Here is a 13,264-nt window from a genome sequence, read left to right as displayed (position 1 = left end):
ATGATAAAATAAGGGTATAAGGCAGGTGATTAAGATATGAAAATGAATGAAGAAGATATGCAAAAGATGACGACTACACCTGAGCTGCTGATTGAGAATCAACTCTGTTTTACGATTTATGCTTGCTCTCGTGAGATCACAAAGCTGTATCAACCTTATTTGGATAAGATCGGTTTAACATACTCGCAATATCTGGTAATGCTTGTGTTATGGGAACGGCAGCAATGTACGGTTAAAGAAATTGGTGAGGCGCTATTTTTGGATTCGGGTACGCTGACACCTCTTTTAAAACGCCTACAAGCTGCAGGGTTGATCGTGCGTGAACGTTCGACACAAGATGAGCGAAAAGTTCTGATTTCACTAACGGAACAGGGCTGGGCACTTCAAAGCAACGCGGCTTGTATTCCCGGGAAAATGATGGAAGAAACGACTATGTCCGGCGATGAGACTGTAGAGCTGCTTGAGCAGTTCAAAAGCTTGCTAAATCGTGTTCATGATGCGAACACTCAAGATAGTAAAAAGTAAGTATAATCAGGAGTCTGTGCGATCGTTCGCATTCCGGCATGAAATCAAGCGAAAAAATGTGTACAAATCATGAATATATTTAAGGAAAGCGTTTTAAAAACATGTTACACTATTCTGGGTTCCTTTATATGGCATATAGGTAAGTATAAGCTTAGTCTTATAGATTTACTCAATGTCTCTCACAGAAATAAGGCCATTCTTTTACGAGTGGTAGAGCAGTTTCTGTTGGTTCCGGAATAGTGCTGCATGTTTAGCATCAGCCTATCCCTAACCCCGCGGCAATCAAAACGGAAGGCGAGATGACAACAGGCTGCCTGTTAAGTCACCACGCTACTTTAGGAGGCTACCGCTATGAATATCCACGAGTATCAGGGAAAAGAAGTGCTTAAGAAGTACGGTGTGGCCGTACCGAATGGAAAAGTAGCTTATACAGTGGAGGAAGCGGTAGAAGCCGCAGAGTCACTGAGTACACCGGTTGTTGTAGTTAAAGCTCAGATTCATGCAGGTGGACGAGGTAAAGCTGGAGGTGTAAAGGTTGCTAAGAATATCGATGAAGTGCGTACTTACGCAACCGAAATTCTCGGTAAGACTTTAGTTACTCACCAGACTGGTCCGGAGGGTAAGGTAGTAAAACGGCTGCTCATTGAAGAGGGCTGTCAAATTGTTAAAGAGTATTACATCGGTATCGTTGTTGATAGAGGAACTGGCCGAGTGGTTATGATGGCATCTGAAGAAGGTGGCACAGAGATTGAAGAGGTTGCAGCTACACATCCGGAGAAGATTTTCAAAGAAATCATTGATCCGGCAGTAGGTTTGCAGACTTTCCAAGCTCGTAAATTAGCTTACAGCATCTCTATTCCTAATGAACTGGTAGGCAAGACTGTTAAATTCATGCAAGCGCTATATCTAGCTTTTGTGGATAAAGATTGCTCTATTGCCGAAATTAACCCATTGGTAGTTACTGCGGATGGGAATGTGATGGCTCTAGATGCTAAATTGAATTTTGACCCCAATGCCTTGTTCCGCCACAAAGATATTCAAGAGCTTCGGGATCTAGATGAAGAAGATTTAAAAGAAATTGAAGCCTCTAAGTATGACCTGAGCTATATTGCACTTGATGGCAATATTGGTTGTATGGTGAACGGTGCAGGCCTAGCGATGGCAACGATGGATATAATTAAATATTACGGAGGCGAACCCGCCAACTTCCTTGATGTAGGGGGCGGTGCAACTACCGAGAAAGTTACAGAAGCCTTTAAAATCATTCTATCGGATGAAAAGGTAAATGGAATTTTCGTTAATATTTTCGGTGGTATTATGCGCTGTGACGTTATTGCTAACGGTGTTGTGGAAGCGGCAAGTCAATTGGGATTGACTAAACCGCTTGTTGTACGTCTTGAAGGAACAAATGTTGGATTGGGTAAGCAAATCTTGGCTGGATCGGGACTTAACATTGTAGCTGCTGATTCTATGGCGGACGGTGCCCGTAAGATTGTATCTCTTGTGCAATAATGGCTCGGAAGTTGAAGCCAGTTATCGTATTTGACAATATAAGTAGGGATGTGACTTAAGGCATGAGCATTCTTGTAGATAAAAATACGAAAGTTATCACGCAAGGTATTACGGGAGCAACGGGCTTGTTCCATACTAAGGGTGCGCTTGATTATGGAACTCAGATGGTTGGAGGAGTAACGCCGGGTAAAGGTGGAACGACAGTTAATATCACCCTTGAAAATGGCAGTGAAGTTAGTCTTCCGGTATTTGATACAGTCGCTGCTGCTAAGGCAGCTACTGGTGCAACTGCAAGTGTGATTTATGTACCGCCAGCATTCGCAGCAGACTCCATCATGGAGGCTGTAGATGCAGAGTTGGATTTGGTTATCTGTATTACCGAAGGTATTCCAGTGCTTGATATGGTAAAAGTCTCACGTTATATGGAAGGTCGTTCTACAGTGTTGATCGGTCCAAACTGTCCGGGTGTTATCACTCCTGGAGAGTGTAAGATTGGAATCATGCCTGGCTATATTCATATGCCTGGTTATGTAGGAGTGGTCTCGCGTAGCGGAACGCTAACCTATGAGGCGGTTCATCAGCTGACCACGCGTGGAATTGGGCAATCTTCGGCTGTAGGTATTGGCGGAGACCCGGTTAAAGGCTCTGAGTTTATTGATATTTTGAAGCTGTTTAATGAAGATCCGGGTACGAAGGCAGTTATTATGATCGGAGAGATCGGTGGAACTGCAGAGGAAGAAGCAGCAGAGTGGATTCGTGAACACATGACCAAGCCAGTTGTAGGCTTCATTGGAGGAGCAACTGCACCTCCAGGCAAGCGTATGGGGCATGCTGGTGCTATCATTTCTGGAGGGAAAGGTACAGCAAGCGAAAAAATTGCCGTACTGGAAGCTTGCGGAATCAAGGTAGCCCCTACACCTGCCGAAATGGGTTCAACACTCGTAAGTGTGCTTGAAGAGCGCGGTATTCTCAATGCTTTTACATCGCACTAATTAGTGTAGTTAAGACAGAGAAATCACTCCACGTAGTGAGGTTATTTCGTGTATAATTAATTAAAGAGGTAAGCAACCTTTTGTTCCTATTTAGGGATGAAAGGTTGCTTTTTTTATTTTAAATAGAAATTTATTGAATTTAAAGAAATACTTGCGTTTTCATGATGTGTAACACAAAATAGGGAAGGCTAGGCCTTCCATGTTAAGGGGCGAAAAATGATATGGAAGAACGGGAACTACTATTCGGCTTTAATGAAGTGGAAGGCATTGGCTGGAAAACTATCGACAAGATTCGCAGAGCTGGGCTTTTGTCAGAAAAAGCATTTTCTTGTAGCTCAGAAGACTGGGAAAAGGTTGGATTGAGCGAGAAAGTGTCGATTCAACTTGCTTCTATATATACGTTGGAGTGGATAGCAAACCGCCGCTTACTAATGGAAGAAAGTGCTGTGAACATGGTTACGATTTTTGATGCAGACTATCCCCATTTATTGAAGGAGACAGCTCAGCCACCATGGATTCTTTATTATCGTGGGCGTTTGGATCTGTTATCGACACCCAGTGTAGCGATGGTCGGTACTCGTGTGCCAACAGCTTATGGACGGAAGGTAGGAGAGATCCTCACGAAAGAGCTTAGTGAAGCAGGTCTAACAGTGGTTAGCGGATTAGCTAGGGGGATTGATAGCGCTTGTCATGAAGCTGCGCTAAGAAGCGGTGGAGGCACAATAGCGGTAGTGGCTACAGGACTTGATCGGGTCTACCCGCCTGAGAATAAGGAGCTTGAACGATTGATTTCCCGTGATGGATTAGTGCTAACAGAGTATCCCCTTGGAACCAAAAGTCATCCAGGGTTATTTCCGCAGCGCAATCGAATTATTGCAGGTCTCACATACGGGACAGTGGTCGTAGAGGCGGATAGTAAAAGTGGATCACTCATTACTGCAGATGCTGCCTTGGAGGCAGGACGGGATGTTTTTGCTGTCCCTGGACCTATTACTTCTCCAAAAAGTAGAGGTGCTCTTGATCTGATTAAACAGGGGGCAAAGCTGGTAACCGGTGCACTAGATATTTTAGAAGAATACACTTCTTTTCTCCCGACAAACCTCTCAAAAACAGGTGAAAGCGGTCCCTCTAAACAGGTGTCTGACGATTTGTTAATTGAAAAGAAATTGACAAATGAGGAGTTACACCTATACCATATACTGCATCAAGGCCCCTTTATTTTGGACGATCTGCTTGTGAGGACAGGATGGGATTTTGGACATTTGCATTCAGTTCTGTTATCTTTAATCATAAAAAAAGCGGTAGCACAATTACCAGGAGCTATTTATAAGGTAATTTAATATAGAGGTACGAGTGTTAACGAGGAGGAAGAGTCTATGGCAGATGCATTGGTTATTGTCGAATCGCCCGCGAAAGCGAAGACAATTGGCAAATATCTAGGTAGTAAGTATATTGTAAAGGCATCTATGGGACACATCAGAGATCTACCGAAGAGTCAAATTGGTGTTGAGGTCGAGAATGATTTCAATCCCAAATATATTACGATTCGTGGTAAAGGTTCTATATTGAAGGAATTGAAAGACGCTAGTAAAAAAGTGAAAAAAGTCTATCTCGCAGCTGACCCCGATCGCGAAGGAGAAGCAATTGCTTGGCACTTGGCACATGCCCTGGATTTAGATAATACACAGGAATGCCGAGTTGTATTTAATGAGATCACCAAACAAGCGGTGAAGGATGCTTTTAAGACGCCACGCAAGATTAACATGGATCTTGTGAATGCACAGCAGGCAAGACGTATACTGGATCGGCTAGTAGGTTACAAGATTAGCCCTCTATTATGGAAGAAAGTCAAAAAAGGGTTATCTGCTGGACGTGTTCAATCTGTAGCTGTAAAGATCATAATGGATCGTGAGAATGAAATCTCCGCTTTTGTACCTACTGAATACTGGAGTATTACAGCTAAACTTGGGATTCGAGATTCTGTCTTTGAAGCTAAGTTTCATAAGCTGAATGGTGTGAAGAAGGAACTTAATCAGGAAAGCGATGTTCAAGAGGTCCTTGAGGCAATCAAGAACGCAGCTTTTAAGGTAAGTAATGTGAAGGAGAAGGAAAGACAACGGCATCCTTCGGCTCCTTTTACAACAAGTTCCCTTCAACAGGAAGCAGCTCGTAAGCTTGGATTCCGTGCAGCTAAGACAATGTCTGTTGCCCAGCAATTATACGAAGGTGTGGAACTAGGCAAAGAGGGAACCGTAGGTTTGATCACCTATATGCGTACGGACTCGACACGTTTATCTGTCACTGCACAGGATGAGGCTAAAGAGCTGATTACTGCTAAGTATGGTGAAAAGTTCTTACCTGAAGCCCCTCGCCAGTATTCAAAGAAAGCGGCTGGAGCACAAGAAGCGCATGAAGCGATCCGACCAACTTCAGCACTTCGTGAACCGGAAATGGTCAAAGAGTTCTTAAGCCGGGATCAATTCCGTCTTTACAAGCTGGTGTGGGAGCGGTTCGTATCCAGTCAAATGGCGTCTGCTCTTCTTGATACACTCTCGGTTGATATAGAAGCAGGTACAGCCACATTCAGAGCGGTGGGTTCGAAGGTTTCATTCCCAGGGTTCATGAAGGTTTACGTGGAAGGTAACGATGATGGAACTACAGATGAAGATAAGTATTTACCGCCTCTTGAAGCGGGAGATGCTTTAAATAAGCAAGAGATCGAGCCGAAGCAGCATTTTACACAGCCACCACCGCGATATACAGAAGCAAGGCTTGTAAAGACACTTGAGGAATTAGGGATAGGACGCCCAAGTACGTATGCACCAACGCTTGAAACGATTCAGAAGCGTGGTTATGTAGCGATTGAAGAGAAAAAATTCATGCCTACAGAGCTTGGAGAACTTGTCATCGAGCAGATGGAACAATTTTTCCCGGAAATATTGAACGTAGAGTTTACGGCTAATATGGAAGGCGATCTTGACCATGTGGAAGAAGGCTCAGAAGATTGGGTGAAGGTTCTTGCCGAATTTTACGAGTCTTTCGAGAAGCGCTTAGTGTTTGCCGAAGAAGAAATGAAAGAAATTGAGATTGAAGATGAAGTCTCTGATGAGATCTGCGAGAAATGTGGTAAACCACTTGTATATAAATTAGGACGCTTTGGGAAGTTTCTAGCATGTTCTGGCTTTCCAGATTGCCGAAATACGAAGCCGATTATCAAAGATATTGGTGTAACTTGCCCTAAATGTAATGAAGGAAAAGTTGTAGAGCGTCGAAGCAAAAAAGGGCGTGTCTTCTATGGCTGCGATCAATATCCAGGGTGTGATTTCGTCTCTTGGGATAGACCATCCACTAAACCATGTCCATCTTGCGGGGCTTGGATGATTGAGAAACGCAATAAGCAAGGCACCAAACTGCAATGTACGTCTTGTGACCATACAGAGGCAGTTTTAGACAACGAAGAAGAGTTAGCAGAATAATAGTCTCTACAGGAGGAAATAAGACAGTGACAGATACAGCAAAGGTAACAGTAATTGGAGCAGGTCTCGCAGGAAGTGAAGCAGCCTGGCAAATAGCCTCTCAAGGCGTACCGGTAAGATTGTATGAAATGAGACCAGTGGTGAAGACGCCAGCACACCACACCAATCAATTCGCAGAACTAGTATGCAGCAACTCCTTGCGTGCAAATGGTTTAGGCAATGCGGTGGGTGTATTAAAGGAAGAAATGCGACGTTTAAACTCTCTTGTATTAGGTGCGGCCGATCGCCACGCTGTACCTGCTGGCGGTGCACTTGCCGTGGATCGGGATGGTTTCTCGGGAGAAATTACGAGTACATTGCATAATCATCCGCTCGTGGAAGTCATAAATGAAGAACTTACGCATATACCGGAGGAAGGGATTGTTGTTATTGCAACGGGTCCACTAACTTCCCCTGCATTATCTGCTGAAATTAAGGGTCTATTAAGTGAAGAGTATTTCTATTTTTATGATGCTGCAGCACCGATTGTTGAGAAGGACAGCATTGATATGAATAAAGTGTATCTGGCTTCCCGTTATGACAAAGGGGAAGCAGCATATTTGAACTGTCCTATGACTGAAGAGGAGTTTGACGTGTTTTATGACGCGTTGATTTCTGCAGAGACGGCGGCACTCAAGGATTTTGAGAAAGAGATATACTTTGAGGGCTGTATGCCTATCGAAATCATGATGAAGCGCGGTAAGCAAACTGCATTGTTTGGTCCGATGAAGCCTGTTGGGCTTATCAATCCGCACACAGGTAAGCTACCTTACGCGGTAGTACAACTTCGTCAGGATAACGCTGCTGGAACGCTTTACAATCTGGTGGGCTTTCAAACGCACTTGAAATGGGGCGAACAGAAGCGGGTATTCTCGCTGATTCCAGGTCTTGAGAACGCTGAATACGTTCGCTATGGGGTAATGCACAGAAATACCTTTATTAATTCTCCTAAACTCTTGCATCCTACTTATCAAATGAAGGGTAAAGAAAGGCTGTATTTTGCTGGACAGATGACTGGCGTGGAAGGTTATGTGGAATCAGCAGCTTCAGGTCTGATTGCCGGCATTAACGCTGCTAGAGCCGCACTTGGTCAAGAAGGACTGATCTTCCCACAAGACACGGTGCTTGGTAGTATGCCTGCTTATATCACTTCCGCTGATCCGGAGCATTTTCAGCCTATGAATGCCAATTTTGGTCTTCTGCCGAAGGTGGAGAAGAAAATCCGTAATAAGAAAGAAAAGAATGAGATGTTAGCGCATCGTGCACTAGACAGTCTTGCCGAGTACGCCAATCGTACGGGCCTTGCTTATGTAGAGCCGGAGACTATCGACAACCAAGAATAAGAAGCGCCTTGGGCGTCCTTATAAGGATGATAAGCGTTAGCGTTTAAGTGAGAAATATAAGGATAATGTATAACGTGAAACGTATACTTCTTATTTTTGAACAAAGCCCATCTTAAGGAGGTAACTACAATCATGGTACCCAGCTTTCATGCGACTACAATTTGTGCTGTAAGACATAACGGACAGGCAGCTATAGCAGGTGATGGTCAGGTTACATTCGGAGAGAGTGTAATTATGAAGACGACGGCCAGAAAAGTTCGTCGCTTATACAGAGGACAAGTAATAGCAGGGTTTGCAGGATCTGTGGCCGATGCTATCACTTTGTTCGAAAAATTCGAAGGCAAGTTGGAGGAGCATCATGGAAACCTGCAACGGGCAGCCGTAGAATTGGCGAAAGACTGGCGTCAAGATCGTATTCTTCGAAAACTTGAGGCATTGATGATTGTTATGGACAAGGAAGGAATGCTCTTGATCTCCGGAAATGGTGAAATTATCGAGCCAGATGATGATGTGCTCGCTATTGGTTCCGGTGGTAACTTTGCACTTGCTTCCGGTCGCGCGCTCAAACGTCATGCTCCAAATCTTGCTGCTGCGGATATCGCTCGTGAAGCTCTTCAGATTGCATCAGAAATATGTGTGTATACTAACTCCAATATTATTGTTGAGCAATTATAGGCTCAGTGCCATAGAGACAAGGAGGAATTCACGATGGTGAATCAATCGCTAACACCCCGTCAAATCGTAGCTGAATTGGATAAATATATTGTAGGTCAGAAACAAGCTAAGAAATCGGTAGCTGTTGCCCTTCGTAATCGTTATCGGCGCAGTCTGCTGGCTGAGGAACTGCGTGATGAAGTTGTTCCTAAGAACATCTTGATGATCGGACCTACCGGTGTAGGGAAAACTGAGATTGCTCGGCGTCTAGCTAAGCTCGTTAATGCTCCGTTCATCAAAGTGGAGGCAACCAAATTCACTGAGGTGGGTTATGTAGGGCGAGATGTGGAGTCTATGGTGCGTGATTTAGTTGAGACCTCTATTCGTATGGTGAAGCTAGAGCGTACGGAAAAGGTGAAAGACCGTGCAGAAGAACTGGCTAATGAGCGGATTGTCTCTATTTTAGTGCCTTCGTCTTCAAAAAATAAATCTCAGAAGAATCCTTTTGAGATGATTTTTGGCGGGAACTCTTCACAAGAGGATTCTAAAGAAGATTCCGAACCAGATGGAAGCTTAAGCGAACGTCGTCGCGGGGTTAGATTTAAGCTGCTTGCTGGTCAATTGGAAGAAGATATCATTGAAATAGATGTTGAGGATACAGCGCCATCTATGCTGGATATGTTTGCAGGGCAAGGGAACGACCAGATGGGGATGAATATGCAAGAAATGTTTGGCAGCTTGCTTCCGAAGCGGACGAAGAAGCGTAAGCTTCCTATTCGTGAGGCTCGTAAAGTGCTAATTCAGGATGAAGCAACCAAACTGATTGATATGGATGATGTCATTCAGGAATCTGTGACACGCGCTGAACAATCAGGTATTATTTTTATCGATGAGATTGATAAGGTTGCAAGTCAAGGAAAGGGTTCGGGCCCTGATGTATCACGTGAAGGTGTACAAAGAGATATCCTTCCAATTGTAGAGGGTTCTACAATCATGACAAAATACGGTCCTGTGAAGACGGACTACGTGCTCTTCATGGCTGCCGGGGCTTTTCATGTTGCTAAACCTTCTGATCTGATTCCAGAGCTTCAGGGGCGTTTTCCGATTCGCGTAGAACTAAGCAGTCTGACACTGGAGGATTTTGTTTCTATCTTAACAGAGCCAGAGAACGCTTTGACGAAACAATATGTTAATTTGTTAAAAACCGAGGACATTGAAGTGGAGTTCCAGAAAGATGCTATTTATGAAATTGCCAAAATAGCTGCTTCAGTGAATCAAAATATGGAGAACATAGGTGCTCGGCGTCTTCATACGATTTTGGAGAAGTTATTGGAGGATCTTTCTTTTGAAGCACCTGAGCTGACGCTGGACACTATGGTTATTACACCAGAGTATGTGCGTGAGAAATTGGCAAGTATTGCGCAGGATCGTGATCTAAGTCAGTATATTCTTTAATGCGACAAATTCTATTCTTTTGGATTTGGGCATATTGAATTAGAAAATTACAATTTAGTGTCATTAATAGGTAAAAAAATGTAAAAAGATGCAATTAAAAAGATATTTTTGAGTTAAAAAAGGAATAAAATAGCAATAAAGTGCTAAAAGCCCTGTCTTTTCTAAAAAGATAGGGCTTATTTCTTATTGTAATAATATACAAATTAAATGAAAATCAATGTATGTGAAAATACTAATAAGTTATACTTTGCGACAAGGTTCGACGTAGAAACTGATAAATAGAGGACTTTTATACTTTATTTGTCGAAATCAAGCAGGTTTTTTAAGGAAAGTTGTGGAATTCATTTCATTATGATAGCTTTGAAAGGAGGAATTATCTTGGGATTGCTGAATAGTGTCAGTTTTCAACGATTGCAGGGAGGCATTGATGCTGCCTACAAACGACAAAATGTTCTAGCGAATAATGTGGCTAACGAAGATACGCCAAATTTCAAACGTTCTGATGTTTCATTCGAAAGTTTCCTTCAGCAACAAGAAAGTGGACTAAAATCTACACTTAACGCGAAGGTAACGGACTCCCGACATTTTCAATTTGGTAGTAATAGAATTGTACCAGCAGCTGTCGTTAGTACGGATGAAACTACCTCGATGAATAATAACGACAACAATGTGGATGTAGAACGAGAAATGGCGTTAAGTGCTGAGAACCAACTCAGGTATAGTTCTTATGTCGAGCAGATCAACAGTCAAATTTCGATGATGCGAGCTGTAATTCAAGGAGGATAAGATTGCATGAACTTTGGGAGTAGTTTTGGGATAAGTGCATCAGCATTAACAGCTCAACGATTGCGGATGGACGTGATTTCCTCCAACGTGGCCAATGCGGAAACTACAAGAGCATCGGTGGTTGATGGCAAAGCCGTTCCTTACCGTCGAAAGCTTGTTGTTATGGAAGCTACCGAAAGCAATAAGTTCTCGAATATACTAAATTCGAAATTGAACGGTAGTAGTAGTGAAGGTGTAAAGGTGCAGTCCATTATAGAAGATACTTCACCGTTAAAGCCAGTTTACAACCCAAGCCATCCTGATGCGGATGCCGAAGGTTATGTCTATATGCCAAACGTAGATATTACTAAAGAAATGGTAGATATGTTATCTGCATCACGTTCTTATGAAGCCAATGTCACGATGCTGAATGCATCTAAAGCTATGGTAAGTAAAGCACTCGAAATTGGGCGCTAAACGTAATTAACACAAGGAACGCTTCCAAAGTGAGTTTTGTACGAAGTGAATCTAGGAAGCATATGCTTACAAAACTTTTAGGAGGGAAACAGTTGATACAGAATATCACTAATGGGGTTCAAGCTGTACAGCAGCTTGCCATGAAACCAACATCTACCGAAGTTTCATCCACTCCTGCTAATGCCATGGAGAGCTTTGGTTCTTATCTTGAGAATGCACTCACTAAAGTAGCAGATCAGGAACAACAAGCAAAGGATATGAGTAATAAATTTGTATTGGGAGAAGTGAACATAGACGAGGTGATGATTTCTTCCCAACAGGCTTTACTGAGTTTGCAGTTGACTACACAAGTCCGGAACAAAGTGATAGAAGCCTATCAAGAAATTATGAGAACTCAAATTTAATTAATTCCTAGCTTAGTTCCGGATGGGGTGACACTGTGAATGAAAGATTTGCCCAATATCGGGAGAAGGTGACCCTGTATTGGAACAGATTTAGTGGTAAACAGAAGATTTTATTCTTTTCTACATTGTTTATCATTCTAATAATAATCGTAGTATTAACCATGCAGCTTTCAAAGACAGAATATGAAGTAGCGTTTCAAGATTTGGACAGCACAGATTCAGCTGGAGTAATGAACTACTTGGATACAGCAGGTGTTTCATACCGATTAAGCCAAGATGGAAAGAGCATTTCCGTGCCAAGCACAGAAGCGGCTCGTATAAAGGTGGATATCGGTTCTCAGGGGATTGTTCAGGGGGGCTCTATCGGTTATAAGGTCTTTAATGAAAATTCGTCAATGATAGGGACGACAGATAGTGAGTTTAATGTGAAGTATAATAATGCATTAAACGGTGAAGTAGAACAGTTAATGAGACGTATGCAAGGAATTAAGGATGCTAAAGTGCTGATTAATCTGCCTAAAGAAACAGTTTTTGCTTCCCAGGCTGACCAAGAGCAAGCATCTGCATCCGTTGTGCTTTCATTTAATCCGGGATTCAGACCCACTCAAGATAATATTGATGGGTACTTTAACCTTGTAAAGACGGCTGTTCCAAATCTACCAATCGATAACATTACGATTGCTAATAATGAAGTCGAGTTAATGCCTACGGCCAAAGGTGGACAAGCTGGAGTTTCCAGCCAAGTCGAAGAGAACTTCGCTCTTCAGAAGAAATTCGAAGAAGAAGTAAAGAAAGATGTGAAACAATTCCTTAGCACTCTTACGGGTCCAGATAAAGTTGATGTTCTTGTATTTTCGAAGCTGAACTTTGACAAGGAAAACCGGAAGGAGAATCTCGTAACCCCCGTGGATACAGAGAACATGAAGGGGATTGAGATCAGTTCACAAATCATTAGTAACTCGTATTCGGGTCAAGGAAATACAACTGGCGGAGTGGCAGGCACTGGTTCACAAGATGTAGCGGGCTATCCTTCACAAGCCGGTACGGATACTTCTACTTCGGAAGAATCTTCTGAAACGAGGAACTATGAAGTAAACCGAATTACAAAGGATGTTATCGCAAGTCCCTTTACTGTTAAAGATTTAACCATAAATGTTGCAGTTGAACCACCTACAGGACAAAATACTTTGGACGCTGCTACATCAGCAGCAATTCAAAACATTTTGGTAAATATTGTTCGTGCTTCGCTCGCAGATTCAGGTACTACATATACAGACGCTGATTTAACCAAAAAGGTTTCGGTGTATTCTCAACAATTTGGCGGAACCGCTGCTAATACAACACCAGGTGGTCTTGCCACATGGATGTTATGGGCTATCGGAGCAGCTGCATTGCTGGTTGGAGCAGGTGGAGGATATCTAATCTATCGGAGTCGCAAGAAGACTGTGGAAGAGGAAGATGAAGACATTCCATTGCAGGTTCCTACCGAATTTCCATCTATTAATTTGGAAAGTGTGACGAATGACAGTCAAGTTCGTAAGCAATTGGAAAGTTTGGCCAAGAAAAAGCCAGACGAATTCGTAAATCTGCTGCGTACATGGCTTGCAGACGAACAGAGGTGA

Annotated in this window: 12 protein-coding genes; all 12 read left to right on the top strand. The window is 43.0% G+C overall.

Annotation, left to right across the window (positions count from 1 at the left end; translation table 11 throughout):
* The first annotated feature begins 36 nt into the window (after positions 1-36).
* The 12 genes from MKY99_RS18855 (at position 37) to fliF (ending at position 13,264) form a co-directional block, all read left to right on the top strand.
* Positions 37-525: a MarR family transcriptional regulator gene (locus tag MKY99_RS18855; RefSeq protein WP_305953481.1), complete on the top strand. Its 489-nt coding sequence runs from the start codon at positions 37-39 to the stop codon at positions 523-525.
* A gap of 351 nt (positions 526-876) precedes the next feature.
* A complete protein-coding gene (gene sucC / locus MKY99_RS18850; protein WP_042128955.1) occupies positions 877-2,037 on the top strand; it encodes an ADP-forming succinate--CoA ligase subunit beta in 1,161 nt (386 codons plus the stop codon).
* A gap of 62 nt (positions 2,038-2,099) precedes the next feature.
* Complete coding sequence (gene sucD, locus MKY99_RS18845; RefSeq protein ID WP_042128953.1) at positions 2,100-3,029, top strand: succinate--CoA ligase subunit alpha; 930 nt, start codon at positions 2,100-2,102, stop codon at positions 3,027-3,029.
* A gap of 221 nt (positions 3,030-3,250) precedes the next feature.
* Positions 3,251-4,369, top strand: coding sequence for a DNA-processing protein DprA (gene dprA / locus MKY99_RS18840; RefSeq protein ID WP_339265652.1), 1,119 nt, complete (start codon positions 3,251-3,253; stop codon positions 4,367-4,369).
* Between the two features lie 36 nt (positions 4,370-4,405).
* Positions 4,406-6,505, top strand: coding sequence for a type I DNA topoisomerase (topA, locus tag MKY99_RS18835; protein WP_042189457.1), 2,100 nt, complete (start codon positions 4,406-4,408; stop codon positions 6,503-6,505).
* The gene (gene trmFO / locus MKY99_RS18830) at positions 6,505-7,887 is read left to right on the top strand and encodes an FADH(2)-oxidizing methylenetetrahydrofolate--tRNA-(uracil(54)-C(5))-methyltransferase TrmFO (protein ID WP_339271713.1); all 1,383 of its coding nucleotides are present in this window, start codon (positions 6,505-6,507) and stop codon (positions 7,885-7,887) included. Before topA ends, trmFO begins: the two co-directional genes overlap by 1 nt.
* Positions 7,888-8,019: 132 nt before the next feature.
* Entirely contained in the window at positions 8,020-8,562 is a 543-nt protein-coding gene (hslV, locus tag MKY99_RS18825; protein ID WP_042189455.1) for an ATP-dependent protease subunit HslV, read from the top strand.
* A gap of 33 nt (positions 8,563-8,595) precedes the next feature.
* Entirely contained in the window at positions 8,596-9,996 is a 1,401-nt protein-coding gene (hslU, locus tag MKY99_RS18820; protein ID WP_076299246.1) for an ATP-dependent protease ATPase subunit HslU, read from the top strand.
* A 378-nt stretch (positions 9,997-10,374) separates the two neighbouring features.
* Complete coding sequence (flgB, locus tag MKY99_RS18815) at positions 10,375-10,782, top strand: flagellar basal body rod protein FlgB (RefSeq protein ID WP_339265649.1); 408 nt, start codon at positions 10,375-10,377, stop codon at positions 10,780-10,782.
* A 6-nt stretch (positions 10,783-10,788) separates the two neighbouring features.
* Positions 10,789-11,238, top strand: coding sequence for a flagellar basal body rod protein FlgC (flgC, locus tag MKY99_RS18810; RefSeq protein ID WP_042189452.1), 450 nt, complete (start codon positions 10,789-10,791; stop codon positions 11,236-11,238).
* Between the two features lie 92 nt (positions 11,239-11,330).
* Complete coding sequence (gene fliE / locus MKY99_RS18805; RefSeq protein WP_042189451.1) at positions 11,331-11,642, top strand: flagellar hook-basal body complex protein FliE; 312 nt, start codon at positions 11,331-11,333, stop codon at positions 11,640-11,642.
* A gap of 35 nt (positions 11,643-11,677) precedes the next feature.
* On the top strand, positions 11,678-13,264 hold the full coding sequence (fliF, locus tag MKY99_RS18800; RefSeq protein WP_042189450.1) for a flagellar basal-body MS-ring/collar protein FliF: 1,587 nt from the start codon (positions 11,678-11,680) through the stop codon (positions 13,262-13,264).

The sequence above is a fragment of the Paenibacillus sp. FSL R5-0470 genome (assembly GCF_037975205.1).
Classification (GTDB): Bacteria; Bacillota; Bacilli; order Paenibacillales; family Paenibacillaceae; genus Paenibacillus_AQ.
Note: the sequence above shows the minus strand (reverse complement) of the source record. Positions and strands in the feature narration are given on the sequence as shown.